The 22,282-nt window shown below is 58.6% G+C and carries 17 protein-coding genes; 16 read left to right on the forward strand and 1 reads right to left on the reverse strand.

What is annotated here, in order from left to right; genetic code table 11:
• Window positions 1-45: 45 nt before the first annotated feature.
• The 11 genes from ACJ8HN_RS16815 (at window position 46) to ACJ8HN_RS16865 (ending at window position 13,959) form a co-directional block, all read left to right on the forward strand.
• The gene (locus ACJ8HN_RS16815; RefSeq protein ID WP_049235432.1) at window positions 46-930 is read left to right on the forward strand and encodes an ATP-grasp fold amidoligase family protein; all 885 of its coding nucleotides are present in this window, start codon (window positions 46-48) and stop codon (window positions 928-930) included.
• 603 nt (window positions 931-1,533) lie between these two features.
• Window positions 1,534-2,448: an alpha/beta hydrolase-fold protein gene (locus tag ACJ8HN_RS16820; RefSeq protein ID WP_197846493.1), complete on the forward strand. Its 915-nt coding sequence runs from the start codon at window positions 1,534-1,536 to the stop codon at window positions 2,446-2,448.
• A 425-nt stretch (window positions 2,449-2,873) separates the two neighbouring features.
• Window positions 2,874-3,284, forward strand: coding sequence for a GNAT family N-acetyltransferase (locus ACJ8HN_RS16825; protein ID WP_004937348.1), 411 nt, complete (start codon window positions 2,874-2,876; stop codon window positions 3,282-3,284).
• Between the two features lie 27 nt (window positions 3,285-3,311).
• Window positions 3,312-4,001 (forward strand): helix-turn-helix transcriptional regulator, encoded by a 690-nt coding sequence (locus ACJ8HN_RS16830; protein ID WP_033636032.1) that lies wholly within the window; start codon window positions 3,312-3,314, stop codon window positions 3,999-4,001.
• Between the two features lie 20 nt (window positions 4,002-4,021).
• Window positions 4,022-5,323 (forward strand): cytosine permease, encoded by a 1,302-nt coding sequence (locus ACJ8HN_RS16835; RefSeq protein WP_033649111.1) that lies wholly within the window; start codon window positions 4,022-4,024, stop codon window positions 5,321-5,323.
• 529 nt (window positions 5,324-5,852) lie between these two features.
• A complete protein-coding gene (locus tag ACJ8HN_RS16840) occupies window positions 5,853-6,467 on the forward strand; it encodes a helix-turn-helix domain-containing protein (RefSeq protein ID WP_033636033.1) in 615 nt (204 codons plus the stop codon).
• Window positions 6,468-7,364, forward strand: a complete 897-nt coding sequence (locus ACJ8HN_RS16845) for a queuosine precursor transporter (RefSeq protein WP_004937338.1) — start codon at window positions 6,468-6,470, stop codon at window positions 7,362-7,364.
• Entirely contained in the window at window positions 7,342-8,181 is an 840-nt protein-coding gene (gene queF / locus ACJ8HN_RS16850; RefSeq protein ID WP_308318374.1) for an NADPH-dependent 7-cyano-7-deazaguanine reductase QueF, read from the forward strand. Before ACJ8HN_RS16845 ends, queF begins: the two co-directional genes overlap by 23 nt.
• Before the next feature lie 123 nt (window positions 8,182-8,304).
• Complete coding sequence (locus ACJ8HN_RS16855; RefSeq protein ID WP_442523725.1) at window positions 8,305-10,452, forward strand: phosphocholine-specific phospholipase C; 2,148 nt, start codon at window positions 8,305-8,307, stop codon at window positions 10,450-10,452.
• An 86-nt stretch (window positions 10,453-10,538) separates the two neighbouring features.
• Window positions 10,539-11,675, forward strand: coding sequence for an ABC transporter substrate-binding protein (locus ACJ8HN_RS16860; RefSeq protein ID WP_308885724.1), 1,137 nt, complete (start codon window positions 10,539-10,541; stop codon window positions 11,673-11,675).
• A 160-nt stretch (window positions 11,676-11,835) separates the two neighbouring features.
• Window positions 11,836-13,959 (forward strand): TonB-dependent receptor family protein, encoded by a 2,124-nt coding sequence (locus ACJ8HN_RS16865; protein ID WP_060424530.1) that lies wholly within the window; start codon window positions 11,836-11,838, stop codon window positions 13,957-13,959.
• A gap of 27 nt (window positions 13,960-13,986) precedes the next feature.
• On the opposite strand, the gene ACJ8HN_RS16870 is transcribed toward ACJ8HN_RS16865, so the two are convergent.
• On the reverse strand, window positions 13,987-14,883 hold the full coding sequence (locus ACJ8HN_RS16870) for a LysR family transcriptional regulator (protein WP_025304273.1): 897 nt from the start codon (window positions 14,881-14,883) through the stop codon (window positions 13,987-13,989).
• A 272-nt stretch (window positions 14,884-15,155) separates the two neighbouring features.
• Here ACJ8HN_RS16870 and ACJ8HN_RS16875 point away from each other — a divergent pair, with 272 nt between their 5' ends.
• The 5 genes from ACJ8HN_RS16875 (at window position 15,156) to ACJ8HN_RS16895 (ending at window position 22,258) form a co-directional block, all read left to right on the forward strand.
• A complete protein-coding gene (locus tag ACJ8HN_RS16875; RefSeq protein WP_039567175.1) occupies window positions 15,156-16,472 on the forward strand; it encodes a M20 family metallo-hydrolase in 1,317 nt (438 codons plus the stop codon).
• On the forward strand, window positions 16,469-17,920 hold the full coding sequence (locus ACJ8HN_RS16880) for a M20 family metallopeptidase (protein ID WP_442523726.1): 1,452 nt from the start codon (window positions 16,469-16,471) through the stop codon (window positions 17,918-17,920). The genes ACJ8HN_RS16875 and ACJ8HN_RS16880 overlap by 4 nt, the downstream gene beginning before the upstream one ends.
• A gap of 100 nt (window positions 17,921-18,020) precedes the next feature.
• On the forward strand, window positions 18,021-19,547 hold the full coding sequence (gene abgT / locus ACJ8HN_RS16885; RefSeq protein ID WP_028127596.1) for a p-aminobenzoyl-glutamate transporter: 1,527 nt from the start codon (window positions 18,021-18,023) through the stop codon (window positions 19,545-19,547).
• 179 nt (window positions 19,548-19,726) lie between these two features.
• On the forward strand, window positions 19,727-20,653 hold the full coding sequence (locus tag ACJ8HN_RS16890; protein WP_442523727.1) for an aminoimidazole riboside kinase: 927 nt from the start codon (window positions 19,727-19,729) through the stop codon (window positions 20,651-20,653).
• Window positions 20,654-20,848: 195 nt separating this feature from the next.
• Window positions 20,849-22,258, forward strand: coding sequence for a carbohydrate porin (locus tag ACJ8HN_RS16895; protein WP_442523783.1), 1,410 nt, complete (start codon window positions 20,849-20,851; stop codon window positions 22,256-22,258).
• Window positions 22,259-22,282 lie beyond the last annotated feature (24 nt).

Genomic DNA, 22,282 nt, shown 5'->3' on the forward strand with positions numbered 1-22,282 from the left:
AGCACGCCTTAATCATTATCACAGCGCTATGATGGAATGACGTATATGAAAAGACAAATTATTAAATTTATTATAAAGCAGCTGGCCGTATTGGCCCCCGAATTCAAGGCCAGATTGCTCTACAAAAAAGCGTTTGGCAAACCGTTAAACTTGCAGGCGCCGTCCACCTGGAATGAAAAGATCAATCACCTGAAGTTGAATGGCTATAGTCACAATGCGTTGGTGAAGCAATGCGCAGATAAATATGCGGTGAGAGAGTACATCAAAGAAAAGGGGTGCGAAGAGATCCTGAATGAATTGTACTTTGCCTGCGATTCAGTAAACGATATTCCGTGGGACGCGTTGCCGGACAAATTTGTGATCAAAGGGAATCACGGTTCCGGGTATAACCTGATTTGCCAGAATAAAAAATTGCTGAATATCACGAGCGCCAAAAAATTGATCGACGGCTGGATGAAAGACGATTATTGGAAAACCTATGTAGAACTCAACTACAAAGGGATACAAAAAAAGATCATTGGCGAGAAGTATATCGAATCGGCCAATGGTCACGGGCCTGAAGACTATAAGATCTATTGCTTCCGCGGCGTGCCTTACTGCACCTTACTGTGTGTCGGCAGGGATACCGGGTCGCCGAAGTATTACTTCTTTGATAAAGATTTCAAGTTTCTCTGCTACAGCGAGGACTGCCTGGCATTGAGCCAGGAAGAAATAGACGCCTTCGTGAAGCCAGAGGGTTACGATGAGCTGTTTGAGTACGCCTCGCGCTTGTCGGCGCCCTTCGAGTTTGTTCGCGTTGATTTCTACATCTCGCAAGGCCGAATCATTTTTGGCGAGCTGACCTTTACCCCTTCCGCCGGGCTGGATACGGATATCCTGCCGCCGACCGATGTTTTGCTTGGCGAGATGCTGACGCTGCAACAGCACTGATTTTCACCTGGCCCCACGGTGAAGATCGGCAATACCGGCCGGCATGCTCGCAGCCTGCCGGCCGGTATTGCCCTGAGGGTTATCGGGCCGCCGATCTCGCCGGTTCATGCCGCCGTTACAGCAAAACCCCTGCCGGCAATCCCTGGCAGCCCACGCCCGGCCCAAGAACAATACCTCAGCCAGACCACATAACCATTTGAAAAATAATGGCATTAAACGATTAATAAGAATCACTTACATATTTATAATAAAATGTTCTATATGTATAGGAAGCTATAATATAAGATACCGGAAAGTTTCCCTGGTGTTGTTGTGTGTCTTTGCCCTATTTTATAGGGCTTTTTTTGCTAAAAACCGTTGATAACCGTGTGTTTTCATCTGCCCTCGCCGTTTCTTCCCTCATAAGAATCATAACCATTTCTAATTAATACTAATCCTTCTTATTCCTGACTTACCAATAATAACAATGAGTTGCTATTAACCCGGCAAAGCAACTGGCGGCGCGCTTCCGGGTTTCGCGGCCGGAATGTCCACCCTAAAGGTAGGTTTTTGCCTGACGCGAACGGATGCTACTATCGGCCTTTTTCGAGGATGTTGATCCGCATGTTCTTGTCCAACCGGCATTTTATCTCCGCGCTTCTGGCGCTCGCCATCGGCCTTTGGCTGCCGGGCTCCGTGCTGGCCAGGCCCGATTTGGAACGCAAGATCGGCACTACCGTAGCCGATAGCGATTCTGCGGATTATCGTTTCAGCGATCTGCGCTTCACCTCCGCCGATGGCCAACGGCATTACCGTGTTCGCATCGCCCAGCCGCGTCGGGCGCCTGCGCCTGACGGCTATCCAACGGTTTATTTCCTCGACGGCAATGCGGTGCTGATGGAGTTGAACGCCGCCTTACTGGCCAAATTGGCAGCGGCGAAGCGGCCGCCGGTGCTGGTGATGATCGGTTATGACAACGATCTGCGCATCGATGCCGCCGGCCGCGCCTACGACTATACGCTCCCTCTGCCGGCAGGCATGAAGAAAGCGCCGCGGGCCGGCGGGGGCGCGGATGCGTTCCTGCAATTGATTGAAACTCGGATCAAACCGGCGATCGCCGCCAAACTGGCGGTCGATCCGCAGCGCCAAACGCTGTGGGGCCATTCCTACGGCGGGCTTTTCGTTCTGCACACGCTGTTCACCCATCCCGCCGCCTTCCAGCGCTACATCGCCGTGGAACCCTCACTGTGGTGGGGCAACGGCATGATCCTGCAAGAAGCGCAGCAGATGACGGAACGACGTGCGGTGCCGGCGACAAGGCTGCAACTGTGGGTTGGCCTGGCGGAACGCGATCGCGCGGCTCCGCCCGGCGTGAAGAGCCCCACTCTGCCGGCAGATGCAACGCATTTGCTGGCCGAACAGCTGGCGCAGCTCGGCGGTCTCACCATCGGCTATCGGGAGTGGCCCGCCTTAGGGCACGGCGCCATGCTGGGCGCGGCCATCGAGCCGGCGCTGAGCAGCGTCATCGCAGAAGACTGAATCCGCGGATTGGAAGGTATCGGCCACATTTTCATCTGCGGCGCATATCTTCTGATGAGAAGAGTGTTTACTATCTGAGACGGTGAAGGGGGGCGCGGATGGGGGCGTCAAAAAACAAAGTGGCTCCCCCGTCGGCAAGTGAGCTTGCTCTATCCGGTGGAGCCATACAGTACTGCAGTTTTCCCGGTGGGGCCCTGGTGAGGCGCAAGTAGGAATAGATGGTGTTGGCAGGGCATTTCAGCGTTTTAATACCGCCTGTTCACTATTTTCTTCTCCCTGTGACGCCTACTATAAGCGCCCGCTCACCGGGTGGAAAAGGGTGAAAACCACCCTTGAAATACATTAATTAAAGTGATATTAGAAGCGGTTGGAGCGAAAGCGCCTAGTTCGGTTTTGAATAATTAAATCAGGGAATTATATTAAAAATGAATATTAATATCACCGACAAACCCAACCCGCAGGATGAAGAGTTCGTTATCGACAGCCTTTGGGCGCACAATCACAAAACCCAGCCCGTAGACATTCACCCGCTGTTCCTGACCGTCACCGACGACAACCAGCAGATCGTCGGCGGCCTGGTCGCACGCACCTGGTGGGGCGGCCTGGAAGTGCAGTATCTGTGGGTCGGCGATCAGTGCCGCAAAAGCGGATACGGCCGCCAATTGATGGAGCTGGCCGAAGAAGAAGCCCGCAAGCGCGGTTGCCATATGGCCTATGTCGATACCTTCGATTTCCAGGCCAGAGGCTTCTACGAAAAACTGGGCTACCGGGTCTACGGCGAGCTGGGCGACTATGCGCATCGCCACACCCGCCATTACCTGGCTAAAAGCCTGTAACGCAGCCTGAGCGGCACAGAGGTGGGTATGGGTTCATCGCATAAAAATAATGAATCTTATTTTAAGGGCCTCATCACCATGATGGAGCACCTGAGCGAACCCTGGGGCATCAAAGATCAGCTGTCCCGCCACCTCTATATGAACCGCGCCGCTTATCTCTATACCAATACGCCGCTGAATTTCGACGTCGCCGGTAAATATGACCACGAATTCCCCGCCGACTGGGCCGACTCCGCCGCCGACTTTATCGAGCATGACAAGATGACCGAAGCGGCGCGCGATCGGGTCACGGTCATAGAAACGCACTACTGGTACGGCAAAGACAGCCTGACGCCGTTTATCAGCGAAAAGCTGCCGGTGTACAACGATGACAAACAGGTGATTGGCGTGATCTGGAACGCCAAGCCGATGAACAGCCTGTCGCCGCTGAAATACATCAATCAGCAAAAACCCAGCGTGTTGACCACCGAAGTCAATAACGAGCTGTTCACCCGTGCCGAACTCGATGTCATTTTCCTTATGCTGCAACGATTTACGGTGAAAGAGATCGCCAAAATCTATAACGTCAGCAATAAGACCATCGAAAACCGTATTTATAACATTTACCAGAAGGCCAACGTGCATACTCAGCAGCAATTTGAGGAATACTGCAAATACGCCAACCTGGATAACTACATTCCCGATCGCCTGATAACCAAAGGCATTCAGTTTATTTGAACCGCAAGGAAGATCTCACCGTGATAAAGATCGAAGATTATCCGCTCACCCGGGTGCCGCAGGATAAACGAGTTTCGTTTTTAAGCGTGGCCATCGTGCATATGGGCATGTTGACCGCGCTGGACCAGTTCATGCTCGGCGCCGTACTCGGCAACTCCATGACGCTGATTGACGCCTTCACCGCCATTTTCGTCGGCAGCCTGATCTTCGGCGTGGTGACCTACGGCCTGGGGCTGGCGGGCATGCGCGAAGGCATTTCCGGCAGCCTGCTGGCGCGCTGGTGCGGCTTCGGCCGTCTGGGCTCGGTGCTGATCGGCGTGGTGGTGGCCGTCAGCCTGCTGGGTTGGTTCGGCATTCAGAACGCCATTTTCGCCAAGTCGCTCGACTTCGCGCTCGGCAATAAGCTGGGCTTCGGCCTGGCCGCCGGGCTCTCGGGCACGCTGCTGACCATCCTGGTGGCATTCGGCTTCAAGGCGCTGCGCATCGCCGCCCGTATCGCGGTGCCGATGTTCATCATGCTGGTGGCCTATATTTCGGTGACCGCGCTTTCCGGCCATAACCTGCAGGAGATCATCCAGCTGGCGCCGCCGGGTGAACCGCTGACCATCAGCGCCGGCATCACCATCGTCGTCGGCGGCGCCATCGTGGCCAGCCTGATGACCCCCGATCTGACTCGTTACTCCAAAAACGGCAAGCACGTGCTCGGCGTCACGCTCTTCACCATCATCGCCGGCGAGTTCGTGGTGAACGGCCTGGCGATCCTGATCGCCAAAACCCTGGGCACCGCCGATGTGGTCACCATCATGTCACAAGCGGCCGGCGGCGCCGGTTTGCTGGTGGTGGTGTTCTCCACCCTGCGCGTCAACGATCTCAACCTGTACTCTTCTTCGCTGGGCATCGTCAACGCGGTGGAAGGCATCACCGGCAAAAAGCTGAAGTACACCTACACCACGTTGGTGATCGGCATTCTGGGCACCACGCTGTCGGTGCTGGGCATTCTTGACCGCTTTGTCGACTTCCTGACGGTGCTTGGCGTGGTGTTCCCGCCGATTATCGGCATCATGCTGGTGGACTATTACCTGCTGCGCAGCCACCGCAAGATCCTGGACGAGAGCCGCCGTACCGGCCAGCTGCCGAGCGAAACGCCGACCATCGGCTGGGCGGCGATCGTCGCCAGCATCGTCGGCGGCGCCGTTGGCCTGGCGACCGAATGGGGCGTGCCGACCATCAACTCTCTGGTGGCCGCCAGCCTGCTGTATTGGGTGCTCAAACTGGCCTTCAGCCGGGCGCAAAAACCGCTGGCCTCACAGAAATCGCTCTGATTTTCGCGCACGCGTTAATGCACTCCTCCGGTAACGGGGGAGTGTTTGATGCTCGAAAAGGGAGATTCAGTGCAAAAGAATAGGCCGATCGCGCAGACAAACGGCCGTGGTAGTTAGGGTCCCTGGTGTCGGTAGCAAGCTATCCATTATGCTCAGAGTGTGGCAACGCCCCCTCTGGGCTTTTTATTATAAAAATTGTTGGCTTCCGTGTTTGATCATAAAGAAAAACTTCAGCTTGCATGAACAGTAGCCCATGAAATCGGTTTTGGTCAACATAAAAGTAAACATAAAACCGGCTTTTGTGTTCACTTTTCCATAAGAAAAACCTAATCAATTGATTTACACGGCTTTATCTTTCGCGCAGAGAAAGCAGGCCACCCCCGCTGACATCACTGCGCTAAACGGCTGACGAGAAACAATAATTACCGCCAATAATCAGCCTGTTACCCGCGCGTCCGCGCCTTTTTATCTGGACAACGCCAGTGCGTAGGATATAGTGAAGCCTGCGTAATGTTTGTAAGGACAGCCAATGAAAACCACCAACGCACAGCGCAAAATCAACATCATTAAAAATATTGAATATCTGATGCGTACCCGCGGTGAAACCAAGGCTTCCTTTTCCAATCGCAGCGGCCTGACGCGCACGACTCTCTACAAAATTCTTGACGGAAGAGTGAACAACGTTCAGCAATCCACCGTGAATCGGATCTCCGATTTCTTCGGTGTCTCCTGTGAAGAGATCGAAGACTACGATCTGGAAAAGCTGGAGCTGCTCAACGAGACGCTGTCCACCGAGGGCAACAAGAACCCTTCCGCCATTCCGGTGATCCCGCAGTCGCGCTATCTGGCCGTCTCGCAGCGCAAGATCGGGCAACTGGTCACCGAGTTTCCTCTGACTTATTTCTTCGGCGATGAGTCGAACATGTTGGCAATGAAAATAGAGACCGAAATTAAAGGGTCATTTATTCCCGGCGAGATCATCATCATAAAACGTCCGCCGGTACTGATTTGCGATTCGCCTTTGCTGTATCACTCGGGAAAAAGCGGCTTCTTTGTGGTTGACGACAAAGACAGCGAAAGCATGGACAAACGCCCTCAGGACACCGTGCAATTCCTGGGTTACATCGTTGGAGAAAGGTTATAAATGGAACCGAATCAGAAGTTCAAGCTGTTGGGCTTCACCCGGCATGGCACCATCGCGGCCAATGTCATGGTATTGGCCACCGGCAAAACCATTACCATGGGGCTGAATGAGCTGGCCGACAGCGAAATATCGGAAGATCTGAGCCGGCACGAGCTGCAGGCGCTGTACCGCAAACTCTATGGCGACAACCAACAAAAAACCGCCTACGAGCTCAGCGATCGCCATGAACGCTCCTGGTACGCCTACCTGATTATTACCGTGGCGCTCAGCGTGATTTATATTTTCTCAACGCTGTGCGGCGTTAAGCCGATCCAAATCCCGGTGCTGAATCTCATCACGCCGCCGGCGATCTTCATCTACCCGCTCACGTTCATTCTGGTGGACATTCTCAACGAATTCTACGGGTTGCGGCTGGCCAGGCGCACCATCATCATCTCGTTTATCGCCAACCTGACCTTTGTCCTGGGGGTCTGGGTGACGACGCTGGTGCCGAGCATTCCGCAGTGGGAGTACAGCGAGACCTACAACGGCATCGTACACAGCATCATGGCGGTGCTGGTGGCCTCGTCGGCGGCCTATCTGATCTCCGAGAACGTCAACTCCTACCTGCTCTGCAAAATCAAAGAGTTGACCAACTCCCGCTACCTGTTTGTGCGCGTGATCACCAGTACCGTAGTGGCTTCGGCCATCGACAGCGTGGTGTTCTGTACGCTGGCGTTCTACAACGTGCTGAGCTGGGACATCATCAAAACCATGATCCTGTCGCAGTTCCTGATCAAGGTGGTTTACGCCCTGCTGGGCGTCGGGCCGATCTACGCCACCCGCAGTCTGTTTAACCGCTACATCAATACCGAACAAGCAAAGGGCAATGAATATGCATATCCAAAAGCAAGATAAGATCACCCATCTTGGCGCCAACTCCGATTATCCGGATCAATATGCTCCCGCATTGCTCGAAGCCTTGCCGCGCGCGCGCGGCCGCGATCTGATCGGCGTGGACGAGCGGCAGCTGCCGTTCAGCGGCTTTGATCTGTGGACCGCCTTCGAGCTGTCCTGGCTCAACGCCAAGGGTAAGCCAGTGGTAGGCATCGGCGAATTTACCTTCCCGCACTCCTCGTCGAACCTGATCGAATCCAAGTCGTTCAAGCTGTATCTCAACAGCTTTAACCAAACGCGCTTCGACAGCGTGGAACAGGTGAGCGCCGCCATGCAGCAAGATCTGTCGCAGGCGGCCAACGGCCAGGTCACCGTCAAACTCTATCCGGGGCTGGAAGGTTACCCGGCGCAGATCGACCGCCTGCCGGGCATCAACATCGACGATCTGGATATCGCGGTCGACGACTTCGCCTTCAAACCGGAATACCTGAGCGGCGCGGCCGAGAGAGGGGAACCGGTGGCGGAGACGCTGTCTTCCAATCTGCTGAAATCCAACTGCCTGGTCACCAACCAGCCGGACTGGGGCAGCGTGGTGATCCGCTATGAAGGCCGCAAAATCGATCGCGAAAGCCTGCTGCGCTACCTGATCTCCTTCCGCCAGCACAACGAATTCCACGAGCAGTGCGTCGAGCGCATTTTCAACGACATCAAGCAGAGCTGCCGCCCGGAAAAACTCAGCGTGTTCGCGCGCTACACCCGCCGCGGCGGCCTGGACATCAACCCCTTCCGCAGCGATTTCGAAACGGCGCCGGCGCTCGGGCGCCTGATCAGACAGTAAGCGTTATCCCCCAATGCTCCCGCCGGGGAGCATTGTTTCCCTCGCATTCATCTCCCTGTTATTTTTCGCCATTATCGTCGTCAGCGGCTATCTTCAAAGCACACTGACGGAGATTAACGACGCATGCCTGACCTTTCACGCAGAGACATCCTGCGGGCTGCCGCCATCGGATCGGCTTTCTCGCTGTTGCCCGCCTCGATTCGCAAAGCGCTGGCCATTCCCGCCAATAACCGCACCGGCACCCTGCGCGACGTCGAACACGTGGTGATCCTGATGCAGGAGAATCGCTCTTTCGACCACTACTTCGGCACCCTGCCTGGCGTGCGCGGCTTCAGCGATCGCTTCACCATTCCACTGCCCGGCGATCGCCACGTCTGGCAGCAGCAGGGCGCCGAGCGGCTGGTGCTGCCCTACCACCTGGACAGCAAACGCGGCAACGCCCAGCGCGTCACCGGCACGCCGCACTCGTGGGTGGATGAGCAAGCCGCCTGGGATCACGGCCGCATGAGCGCCTGGCCCACCTACAAAACGCCGGCCTCGATGGGCTACTACCGCCAGCAGGAGCTGCCGTTCCAGTTCGCGCTGGCCAACGCCTTTACCCTGTGCGACGCCTATCACTGCTCCATTCACGCCGGTACCAACACCAACCGGCTGTTCCACTGGACCGGCACCAACGGCCCGTCCGCCGCCGACGTGGCGGTGGTGGTCAACGAGTGGGACAGCCCCGGCCCGGCGGAGATTGGCTACCAGTGGACAACCTATCCGGAACGGCTGGAGGCAAGCGGCGTCAGCTGGAAGGTGTATCAATTCCTGCCGGACAACTTTACCGACAACCCGCTGGCGGGTTTTCGCCAATACCGCGCCGCCAGCATTCAGGTGGGCAATCCGGCGCGGCCGCCGAAAGACTTCAACGCCTTCGTGCCCTACAGCGATGCGCTCAACGAGGCCGCGCCGCTGTACAAGGGCAACGGCAACACCCTGCCGGCCGCCGACGGCAACGATCTGGACGCCATGCTGGCCGGATTTCGCGCCGACGTGCAGCAGGGCAAACTGCCGCAGGTCAGCTGGATCATCGCGCCGGCGGCCTATTCGGAACACCCCGATCCCTCCAGCCCGGTGCAGGGCGGCTGGTTCACCCAAGAGATCCTCAACGCGCTGACCGACAATCCGGAGGTGTGGAGTAAAACCGTCCTGCTGGTTAACTACGACGAGAACGACGGCTTTTTTGACCATATGCCTTCACCTTCCGCGCCGTCGCTGCGCGAAGACGGCAGCTTCGCCGGTAAATCGACGGTGCCGTTCGACACCGAGATCTTCCAGCACGTGGCCCCGCCCGGTTCGCAGGATCAACCGCCGCCGGACGGCCGCATCTACGGCCCCGGCCCACGGGTGCCGATGCTGGTGCTGTCGCCCTGGAGCCGCGGCGGCTGGGTCAACTCGCAGGTCTTCGATCACACCTCGGTGCTGCAATTTTTGGAAAAGCGCTTTCAGGTGCATGAACCCAACATCAGCGCCTGGCGCCGCGCGGTGTGCGGCGATCTCACCTCGGCGTTCAACTTTGTCGATCCTAACGGCGAAGCGCTGCCGAGCCTGCCCGCCACCAGCCGCCACGCCGCCGACGGCCTGCGCCTGCGCCAGGAACAGCTGCCGCAGGTGCCGCTGCCATCCCCCGCCCACCAGCGTTTGCCCCACCAACGCCGCCTGGCACGCCCTTCCCGCGCGTTGCCCTACCAGCTGCACGTCGAAGCCACCGTCGCGGCCGAGCAGCGCCGCGTGACGCTGAACCTGTTCAATACCGGCGAGCAGGGAGCGGTGTTTCACGTCTACGATCGGCGGGATCTGACGCAGATCCCGCGCCGTTTTACCGTCGAGGCGGGTAAGGCGGTCAGCGACGACTGGCTGGCGGAGAATGAGTACCATCTGTGGTTGCTCGGCCCCAACGGCTTTCATCGCGAGCTGCGCGGCACCCTGAGCCGGCCACAGCCGGAGGTGCGTTTACGCCCGACGGGCCGCAGCCTGCTGCTGCAGTTGAACAATCCGGGCACCGAAGCGATAGCGGTCACCCTAGAACGCTGCTCCTACACGCAGCAAGGGCCGTGGCCTATCACGCTGCCGGCGGGCGGCAGCCACCAGCAAGCGTTTGACGCCCGCGCCAGCGGCGGTTGGTATGACCTTACGCTGCAAGGCGCCGACGGCTGGCTGCGCCGCCTGGCGGGGCGGCTGGAAGATGGCGAACACAGCGTCAGCGACCCGCTGATGGGCCAGGGGTAATCGATCGGCATCAAGGGAGTTCAAAAAGCGAAAGGATATCGCTTATCATTGCGTTCTCGTTCCCAGCCGATTACCCAAGGATCTTCATGCCCGCTGTTATTATCGCCAAAGCCGGCCGCTGGTTGGCCGCCTGCGTTTTGCTGTTGGCCGGCGCCGCTCAAGCCGCGCCTATCGTCGTCACCGATGTCGCCGGCCGTCAGGTCACCCTGCCGCAACCGGCCAAACGCGTTATTCTGGCCGATGCCCGCGCGCTGCTGGCGCTGAATATTCTGCACCCGCAGCAGCCGCTGAAAAACATCATCGCCTGGGACAACTCGCTGAAGGTCAAAGCACCGGATCTGGTTGAAGCCTATGCGAAAAAATTTCCGCAGGTCATGCAAATCCCTACCTTCGACAACCCCTACACCAGTGATTTCAGCGTGGAAAGCGCGGTGGTGCGCCAACCGGACCTGATCATTTTCGACATCGGTCTGCTGAGCAAATTGAAAGACAGCGGCGTACTGACCCAGCTGGAAAAAGTCGGCATCCCGGTGCTGATCATCGATTTTCGCCAGCAGCCGCTGACCAACACCGTCGCCAGCATGGCGCTGTTGGGTAAAGTGTTTGACGAGCAGCCCAACGCCGACGCCTTTATTCGCCTCTATCAGCAGCGCCTCGAGCTGGTGCGCCAGCGCGTCGCCACGCTGAAACCGGAGCAGCGCCCCAGCGTCTTCATCGAGCGCAGCGCCGGCATCAAAGGCGAACAGTGCTGCAACACCTTCGGCAAAGGCAGCTTCGGGCAGTTCATCGATACCGCCGGCGGCAACAATATCGGCAGCAAGCTGTTTTCAGACATGGGCGGTGAAGTGAACGTCGAGCAGGTGATCAGCAGCAACCCGGATTTCTATCTGCTGACCGGCGCCGACTGGAGCCGCGGGCATCGCGGCACGCTGGCAGTGCCGCTGGGTTACGCTACCGATATGGCCACCAGCCAAAAGAAACTGGCGCATCTGCTGGATCGCACCGGCATTAACGTGCTGAAAGCGGTGAAAGAAAAACGCGTGATGGCGATTTACCATCAATTTTACGACACGCCGCTCAACTTTATAGCGGTTGAGGCGATCGCCAAATTCCTGCACCCGGCGCTGTTTAAGGATATTGATCCGCAAGCGGATATCGAAATGGTGCATCAGAAATTCACCGCGCTGGATTACAGCGGCGTCTTCTGGCTTACGCCGCAATAACCCCCGCCAGGGCCCGCCAGCCGGGCCCTGTTTCCCGCATTCATTATTTAGTTACCCACTTAACTATCCCGTAACAATTCTATTTACTTGCCAATAATTATCATTAAGATTGTCTTTTCTAAAAAAACACATCCGGGTCTGAAACTCTTAAGGCATTATTATGTCACCTCTTTTTCGGCTTTCCCTGCTGTCGGCTGCCATCGCCGTCGCGTTCCCTGTCCTTGCTACTGATAATTCATCTCAGAACGATACCGACACTGTGACCGTCGTCGGCAACTGGCTGGACAACCCTGATACCAGTTCGGTGCTGCTCAACCATCCGGGCGCGCGTTCCATCGTCACCCAGCAGCAGATGCATGAACAGGGCGACCAAACCATCGCCGACAGCCTGCGCGGCGTCCCCGGCGTGCAGGTGCGCGACAGCAACGGCACCGGCGGCAGCGACATCTCGCTCAACGTCGGCGTGCGCGGCCTGACTTCGCGTCTTTCTCCGCGATCCACCATTTTGATGGACGGCGTCCCGCTGGCGGTCGCGCCTTACGGCCAGCCGCAGCTGTCGATGGCCCCGCTGTCTATCGGTAATCTGCAATCGGTGGACGTGGTGCGCGGCGGCGGCGCGGTGCGCTACGGGCCGCAGAACGTCGGCGGCGTGATCAACTTCGTTACCCGAGACATTCCCAAAACGTTTGGCGGCACCGCCAGCGTACAAACCCAGGGTGCCAGCCACGGCGGCCTGAAGACCCTGACCAGCGCCTCCGTGGGCGGCACCGCAGACAACGGCCTCGGCGCCGAGCTGCTCTACTCCGGCCTGCACGGCCAGGGCTACCGCGACAACAACGACAACACCGACATCGACGATTTCATGCTGAAAACGCGTTATGCGTTCAGCGATCGCGACGAGCTGCTGGCCAATTTCCACTACTACGACGCCAAAGCCGGCATGCCGGGCGGGCTGAGTGCCGCGCAATACGCGCAAAACCCGTTCCAATCCACGCGGCCGTGGGACCAGTTCGAAGGCCGCCGCAAGGATATGTCGTTCAAGTACAAACATCAGGAAGACGACAAACAGTTCGAAGTGTTGACCTACTTCACCGACAGTTATCGCGGCAGCAATATCGAATCGGAAGGCACCGGCAAAAACGCGGGCCAGCGGCGCATGGTCTCCTATCCGCGTCACTATTCAACCTGGGCTATCGAACCAAGCTATTCGCAGGTCTTCCGCTTCTGGGATATGGCGCACGAAATCACCCTCGGTTACCGTTACCTGAATGAAACCATGGACGAAAAGGCGTCGCGTTCGGCCTGGTATAATCCGGCGGATATCGGCTCGACGCCGGAGACCCCGGACTATTACCAACACACCTCCGGCGGCACCGCGGCCAACGCGTTCTATATCGACGACACCATCAACGTCGGCAACTGGACGGTCACGCCGGGCCTGCGTTATGAAAGCATCCGCACCCACGTGGACGATGCCTTCAACAACATCAGCCGCGAGAAAAGCTACAGCGAACCGCTGCCGTCCTTGAACGTGATGTACCACCTGTCCGACGCCTGGAAGCTGTTCGCCAACGCCAACACCTCGTTCGGCAGCATGCAGTATTTCCAGCTGACCAAAGGCGGCAACGGCAACCAACCTGCGCCGGGGCTGACGGCGGAGAAAGCGCATACCTATGAATTCGGCACCCGCTACGACGATACCGTGGTCAAAGCCGAAGCCACGCTGTTCTATATCGACTTCGATAACCAGTTGCAATACATCAGCAACGACGTGGGCTGGACCAATATGGGCGCCACCAAGCACAAAGGTATCGAGCTGGCGCTCAGCTACGATCTCAGCGAGCTGAACCGGGCGCTCGACGGCGCCAGCGTCTATACCAGCTATACCTACACCAAGGCCAGCACCGATAAGGGCGACTTCGCCGGTAAAGACCTGCCGTTCTACTCGCGCCAGGTCTATACCGTCGGCACGCGCTACGCCACCGGCAGCTGGGTATGGAATCTGGACGGCTACGCGCAGTCCAAACAGCATTCGCCGGGCACCGGGCCGGAGTACGTCACGCAGGAAAGCGCCGATGGTCAGTTCGGCGATATCGCCGGCTACATGGTGTGGAATGTGCGCGGGGAATATAACTTCGGGCCGCAGCTGTCGAACCTGACGCTGGGCGCCGGGGTGAAAAACCTGTTCGATCAGCGTTACTTCACCCGCTCCAACGACAATAACTTCGGCAAGTACGTCGGCGAACCGCGCACCTTCTTCGTGCAGGGGTCGATCGCCTTCTGATACCGAGGCCCCGCCGGGGCCTCGGTATCACCGACAGTAAAGGCGAAACAGGCGCGCCAGGTGCGCGCCCATCGGCGTCAAAGTGGTGTCCTTGCGTTGGATAAGATAAAACGTCGCTTTCGGCAGACTCTCTTCCAGCTCGAGCGGCACCAAATGCTTGCCCAGAATCGGATCCGAAATCACGTCCACCGACAGAATGCTAACAAAATCGCTCTGCGCCACCAGGCTGGTACAAGCCATAAAGGTCTCGCAGGTCACGCTGATCGACGGCGCCATGCCCAAGTCCCCGAACAGATCGTGCAATAACCGGTAATAACTGCCTTTCGGTGTCGGCATGGTCCAGTCGCAGTGCTGCAGCTGTTTCAGCGAGGTCGCCCCCTCCATCGGATGCCCTTTGCGCACCACCACCCGATACTCTTTTTCCATCAGCCGTTCGTACTGCAACTCGTTGTCGAGGCTGCTGGGATAGTAGGTATTGACGGTAAAATCCAGCTCGCCCTGGCGCAGTTCAGGGATCATCGACACCAGCTGCCCCTCGACGATGCGCACCTTCACGTTGGGATACTCACGATGAAACTGCGTGACCACCTGCGGCATCACGGTGCGCGCAATGCTGCCACCAACGCCGATATTCACCGTGCCGCCCGCCAACCCCAGCCGCTGCTGGATATCTTCCTGCGCCACCCGCAGCTCTTCAAGGATCAGGCTGGCATGCTGGAAAAAGTTATCGCCGCAGTCGGTCAAGACCACACCCTGGCTACGGCGAATAAACAGCTTGGCGCCCAGCACCTCTTCCAGCTCCTGAATGGCCTTGGTCAGTGCAGGCTGGGAAAGGCGTGAGGTGCGGCTGGCGGCGCGGATGCTGCCCTGGCGGCTAACGTCCACAAATGCACGCAATTGGTGCAATTTTATCGAGGCTGGCATAGGCGAAAGGCGATAACCGTTATTTATCAATAGCAAGATATTGGCATCTTATTTAGCCAGATTCCATTGTGTACATTCGGAAAAAACATAATAAATAACCAAATTCTTATTTCGCTTAATTAAGCGCATTTTCTGCGCCAATAAGCGCCATTCACGGCAGTTAGTAACCAAATACACCTTTTTCTTTGCAATAGCTTCACCGTCTGATTTCAGTTCAGAGCATAACTGCTGCCTGGAGCGATCCAGCGCGCGATAACTTATGAGATATCACTATGACTAATTCGCTTTCGATGTTGGTGGCCGATTTGTACCCGCAATTGCAGGCCTGGCGCCGCGACTTCCATCGCTATGCCGAGTCCGGCTGGTTTGAGTTCCGCACCGCTACCCTAGTGGCGGAAGAACTCGATCGGCTGGGTTATCGCCTGCAGCTGGGCCGCGAGGTCATCAAGGCAGAGTCTCGCATGGGGCTGCCTTCGTCCGATGATCTGGAAGCGCAGGAACAGCGCGCCCGCAATCAGGGGGCGTTGGAAAAATGGTTGCCGCACTTTTCCGGCGGCTTCGCCGGCATCGTCGCAACGCTCGATACCGGCCGCCCCGGCCCAACCATCGCCTACCGCGTGGATATGGACGCCCTCGATCTCAACGAATTGCTGGAACCCGAACACCTGCCGTTCCGTGAAGGCTTCGCCTCTTGCAACAGCGGCATGATGCATGCATGCGGTCATGACGGCCATACCACCATCGGCCTGGGGCTGGCGCACGTCTTCAAAAGCCTGGAGCCCCAGCTTAGCGGCACCGTCAAACTGATCTTCCAGCCGGCGGAAGAAGGCACCCGCGGCGCAAAATCGATGGTGGAGGCCGGCGTGGTGGACGACGTCGATTTCTTCACCGCGGTGCATATCGGCACCGGCGTGCCGGCCGGTGAGCTGGTGTGCGGCAGCGACAGCTTTATGGCCACCAGCAAGCTGGACGTCACCTTCCGCGGCGTCGCCTCCCACGCCGGCGCCAGGCCGGAAGACGGTCGCAACGCTCTGCTGGCAGCGGCCCAGGCTGCGCTGGGGCTTTACGCCATCCCGCGCCACAGCGAAGGCAGCTCGCGCATCAATGTCGGCGTGCTGCAGGCCGGCACCGGCCGCAACGTGATCGCCGATCGGGCGTTTATGAAGGTGGAAACGCGCGGCGCCACCAATGAGATCAACGCGTTCGTCTATCAGCAGGCGCTGAACGCCATCGAAGGCGCAGCCAAGATGCACGGCGTCGCCTGCGACATCGCGCTGATGGGCGCTGCGCAGAGCAGCAAACCAACCCAACCGTGGGTGGATTACATCCGCCGCCAAGCACAGCAGGTAACCGAGCTGACCTCGGTGGTCGATCGCCGCGAACAGGCTGCGGGTTCAGAAGACGCCACCTACATGATGGAGCGGGTGAAATCCCGCGGCGGCCAGGCCTCATACGTCATTTTCGGCACCGAGCTGAGCGCCGGGCACCACAACGAAAAATTCGACTTCAACGAGCAGGTGATGGCGGTGGCGGTGAAAACGCTGGCATCGCTGGCGCTGAACCTGCCGACATTCGGGAGCGAAGCATGAGCAACTCAGCACTGCAGGCATTTATCGACGACTACATTGACCAACGCCGGCCCCGCTTCAGCGCGCTGAGCGACGCGATTTGGGACCACCCGGAAACGCGCTTCAACGAGACCTATTCCGCCACGTTGCTGGCCGATGCGCTGGAGCAGGAAGGTTTCTCGGTCGAACGCGGCGTGGGCGACATCGAGACGGCGTTTATCGCCAGCTACGGCAGCGGCCACCCGGTCATCGCGCTGCTGGGCGAGTACGACGCGCTGGCCGGGCTGAGCCAGCAGGCGGGCTGCGCCACGCCGCAGCCACTGGTGGAAAACGGCAACGGCCATGGCTGTGGCCACAACCTGCTGGGCACCGCGGCGCTGGCGGGCGCCTTCGCCGCCAAGGCGTGGATGCAGCAAAACCGGCTGACCGGCACCCTGCGCTTCTACGGTTGTCCGGGCGAAGAAGGCGGCTCCGGCAAAACCTTTATGGTGCGCGAAGGCCTGTTCGACGGCGTCGACGCCGCCCTCACCTGGCACCCGGAAGGCTTCAGCGGCATGTTCAATACCAGTACGCTGGCCAACATTCAGGCGGCGTTTCACTTCAAGGGCGTCGCCGCCCATGCCGCCAACTCGCCGCACCTGGGGCGCAGCGCGCTGGACGCGGTGACGCTGATGAATACCGGCGCCAACTTCCTGCGCGAACATATCGTGCAAGAAGCGCGGCTGCACTACGCGGTCACCAACACCGGCGGCAGCTCCCCCAACGTGGTGCAGGCCGACGCCGAGGTGTTGTACCTGATCCGCGCGCCGCAGCTCGACCAGGCGCAGGACATTTACCAACGGGTGATTAACATCGCCAAGGGCGCCGCGCTGATGACTGACACCCAGATGGAAGTGCGCTTCGACAAGGCCTGCTCCAACTATGAGCCAAACCGCAGCCTGGAACGCGCGATGTATCAAAACCTGTGTGATTTCGGTCTGCCCGAGTACAGCGACGCCGAACGCCGATTCGCCGAGGAAATCCGCCAGACGCTGAGCCGCGACGATCTGCGCAACGCCAAACTCAACATTGCCCGCACCGGCGGCGCAGTCGGGCGCGAGTGGGTGCAGCTGCTGGGAGAAAAGGTGCTGATGGACGAGGTCGCTCCTTATGTGGAATCCGACGACCTGCTGTACGGTTCTACCGACGTTGGCGACGTAAGCTGGGTGGCGCCGACCGCCCAATGCTTTAGCCCCTGTTTCGCACTCGGCACCCCTCTGCACACCTGGCAACTGGTGGCGCAGGGCCGCACCGCTATCGCCCATAAGGGCATGTGCCTGGCCGGCAAGGTGATGGCGGCGACCGCCATCGATCTGCTGAGCGACAGCGCTCTGCTGGCGCGCTGCCGCAGCGAGTTTGAACGCCGGCGCGCCGAACAGCCGTACCGCTGCCCAATCCCTCAGGGGGTGAAACCCTCCCCATTGAAATAGCATGAACAGACAGGGCCCGGAGAACCGGGCCACTAAGCATAATTATAAATAAATCAAATAATAACAATCACACAACAGAGCAAACACAGAGGGTAAAATCATGAGTGAGGCCACAACGCCAATCAATAAAAGCCCCGGACGCGTTTTTTACTGGGTGGAACGCATCGGCAATAAGATCCCCAATCCGTTTTTACTGTTCGTCTATTTGATCCTGGTGCTTATGCTGGCCACCGCGCTGTTTTCCTGGCTCGACGTGGCGGTGAAAAATCCGGCCACCGGCGAGCTCATCAAGGTCAATAACCTGATGAGCGTGGCGGGCATGCAGTGGATATTTCCCAACATCATCCATAACTTCAGCAGCTTTGCGCCGCTGGGGGCTATTTTGGCGCTGGTGATAGGCGCCGGCCTGGCGGAAAAGGTCGGCCTGCTGCAGGCGCTGATGTATAAAATGGCCTCGCGCGTCAGCGCCCGCTACGCCAGTTATATGGTGCTGTTTATCGCCTTCTTCAGCCATATCTCGTCGGACGCCGCGCTGGTGGTGATGCCGCCCCTTGGCGCGCTGATGTTTGTGGCGGTGGGCCGCCACCCGATAGCCGGACTGCTGGCGGCGATCGCCGGCGTCGCCTCCGGCTTTACCGCCAACCTGTTGATCGTCACCACCGACGTATTGCTTTCCGGCATCAGCACCGAAGCCACCAAAGCGGTGGATGGCGCGGTTCACGTTAGCGTAATCGACAACTGGTACTTTATGGCCACCTCCGTGATCGTGCTGACCATCGCCGGCGCGCTGCTCACCGACAAGTTTATCGAGCCCCGGCTGCCGAAGTGGCAAGGCGGCGCCGAAGACAAAATCGCAGCGCTGACCCCGCTGCAAAACCGGGGGCTGATGATGAGCGGCATCGCCGCGCTGGTGTTTATCGCCATCATCGCCGCTCTGGTGGTGCCGGAGGCCGCGCCGCTGCGTGACCCGAACACCGGTTCGGTGATCCCTTCTCCGTTCATCAAGGGCATTGTGCCGATCATCATCCTGTTCTTCTTCACCGTCGCCATTACCTATGGCGTAGTCACCAAACAGATCCGGCGGCCGGATGACATTCCCCACCACTTGCTCGATCCGATGAAAAGCATGGCGGGTTTTATCGTGATGGTGTTTCCGCTGTCGCAGTTCGTGGCGTTCTTTAACTGGAGCAACATGGGCAAGTTTATGGCCGTCGGCCTGACCGATATGCTGGAAGCCGCCGGCATGAGTGGCGCGCCGGCATTTCTCGGCCTGATGTTCCTCTCCGCCTTCCTGTGCATGTTCATCGCCAGCGGCTCGGCGATCTGGTCAATTTTGGCGCCGATCTTCGTGCCGATGTTTATGCTGCTCGGTTTCCACCCGGCGTTCGCCCAGATGATCTTTCGCATCGCCGACTCTGCGGTGCTGCCGCTGGCGCCGATGTCGCCGTTCCTGCCGCTGTTCCTCGGCTTCCTGCAGCGCTACCGCAAAGACGCGCAGCTCGGCACTTATTACGTGCTGATCCTGCCCTATCCTGTGGTGTTCTTCAGCGTGTGGATTTTGCTGCTGCTGGTCTGGTATGCGCTTGGGTTGCCAATCGGCCCGGGCGTGTATCCGAAACTGGGCTAAACCGCCCCGCGACCTCGCCCCCGAGCCGGCTCGCGGGGCGAGTTCTCTTCCCCCCGACCCCCGAAAAAAATTGATCCTCCTCACCCTCCCAACGCCCCAGCGCATTATTTCATTGCCTTGCTAAACCGGTTCTTCTATTTTAGCAACCCATCTGACAAGGACAAAAACAGGGATTAAGCATGATGAATCGCGTATGGGTACTGGGCGACGCCGTGATCGACCTGGTGCCGGAAAATGCCAACGGTTATCTCAAATGCCCCGGCGGCGCGCCGGCTAACGTGGCGGTGGGTATCGCCCGGCTCGGTGGCGACAGCGCTTTTATCGGGCGAGTGGGGCAAGACGGCTTCGGCGCCTTTTTGCAGCGGGTGCTGAGCGATGAAGGGGTGGATATCGGCCATATGCGGCCGGATCCCGAACACCACACCTCCACGGTCGTGGTGGATCTCGATCTGCAGGGTGAGCGCTCATTCACGTTTATGGTGCAGCCCAGCGCCGATCTGTTTTTGCAGCCCGACGATCTGCCGGCTTTCCAACGGGGCGAATGGCTGCACCTCTGCTCCATCGCGCTCTCGCAGGAGCCCAGCCGCAGCGCGGCCTTTACCGCGATGGAACGCATTCGGGCGGCCGGCGGCCGGGTCAGTTTCGATCCCAACATCCGCGAAGAGGTCTGGCGCCAGCCGGAAGCGCTGCGCCCCTGCCTGCAAAAGGCGCTGCTGCTGGCGGACGTGGTGAAACTGTCGCGCGAAGAGCTGGCTTTCATCAGCCATCTTGACGATCTGGAGAACGCCATTCGCTGGATGATGCAAACCTATCCGCTGCGCCTGCTGCTGGTGACGCTGGGCGGCGACGGCGTCTGCGTACACGATGGGCAGCGTCTGCGCCATTTCCACGCGCCATCGATCGTGCCGGTCGATACCACCGGCGCCGGCGACGCCTTCGTCGCCGGGCTGTTAGCGGCGCTGGCGCGCCTTCACGAATTGCCGCAGGAAACGCAATGGCCGGCGGTTATCGCCCAGGCCCAGGCCTGCGGCGCGCTGGCCACCACCGCCAAAGGCGCCATGACCGCCCTGCCCCGCGCCGACGAGCTGGCCGCTTTCCTGCGTTGATCTTCAGCATTCACGGCGATCCGCAGGTTCGCCGTGCTCTTTTACCCACGATTTGCGCGCTCGATCACAATAGCTGAATCGGGTTAGCTAACTGAGTTGCCAGCTCGCTTCGCTCTCGTTATCTTTCGCTATGAAAAACCGGTTTAGCAATTTAGCAAACAATAATAACAACCCTTACCCGGATGATAGACGATGATAAAAAAACTCAGCTATTTGGCGATAACAACAGGGCTTTTCCTCTCCGCTTCCAGCGCAGCGGCCTCGGGCAGCGGCAGCATCGAGGCGCGTCTCAACGCGCTGGAACAACGTCTGGCGCAGGCGGAACGGCGCGCTGCACAGGCTGAAACCCGCGCGACGGCGGCGGAACGTCGGGCGCAACAGCTGGAACAACGCACCGCCAACACCGAACGGCAAACCGCACAGATTGCGCAGCAGGCCGCCACGCCGGAAACGCCGGTTGCCCCGGCCAGCGCGCTGCAGCTGAGCGGATTCAATGACCTGAAGCTGTACGGGGATGTGGAGTTCAATCTGGACGGCGCCAGCCGCAGCGGCCAGCTGACGTCGCTGAAAGGCAGCGACCACAAGGACTGGAAGCCCGGCAACAAAGAACGTTGGGATATCAACGGCCGCATTCTGGTCGGGCTGGACGGCTACCGCCGCAATCCGGACGGCAACTTCTCCGGCTTCAGCGTGCAGCCGCTGGCGGACATGACCGGCAAAATGAACCTGGACGACGCCGCCTTCTTCTTCGGCAATGAAAAGAACTGGCAAACCAAAATCGGCCGCTTTGAAGCCTACGACATGTTCCCGCTGAATCAGGACACCTTCATTCAATACTCCGGCAATACCGCCAACGATCTGTACGCCGACGGCTTCGGCTATATCTACATGATGAAAGAGGGCCGCGGCCGCAGCAGCAGCGGCGGCAACCTGATGCTGAGCAAATACGCCGGTAATGTCTATTTCGAGCTGAACACGCTGGTGGAGGACGGCACTTCGCTGTTCCAGGACAACAGCTACCACGGCAACGCCCTGGACAATAAGAAAAACGTCGCCTATTTACGGCCGGTGATCGCCTGGAAAAAAGACGCCTTCAGCATCGCGGCGGCGATGGAAAGCAACGTGGTGAATAACGCCTACGGCTATCGGGACAGCCAGGGCCGTTTCGTCGATCAGTCCAAGCGCAACGGCTACGGCATGACGATGAGCTGGAACAACAGCGCCACCGATCCGGACAACGGCGTGGTGGCCAACCTGAGCACCGCCTATCTGGATGCCTCAGGCGAGCAAGACTTCACCGCCGGCGTCAACGTGCTGTGGCGGCGCTTCGAACTGGGTTATATCTATGCCCATAACAATATCAAAGAGTTCAATACCGCCGGGATCGCCGCCGATATCCGCAACCCGCTCAGCGAACCGGGCAACTACGACATCCACACCGTTCACGCGTCGTATCAGATACCTGACATTATGAATATGAAGAATTTCAATCTGTATTTGGGCGCCTATGTGTCGCTGCTGGAGGCCAACGCCGACAACAAGATCGCCAACGGCGACAACGACCAGCGTTACGGCATGCGCGCCAGATTCAAGTATTTCTTCTGACATCGATTCACGGCGCTGCGCCGC

This window comes from Serratia sp. CY29653, assembly GCF_052169255.1.
Classification (GTDB): domain Bacteria; phylum Pseudomonadota; class Gammaproteobacteria; order Enterobacterales; family Enterobacteriaceae; genus Serratia; species Serratia sarumanii.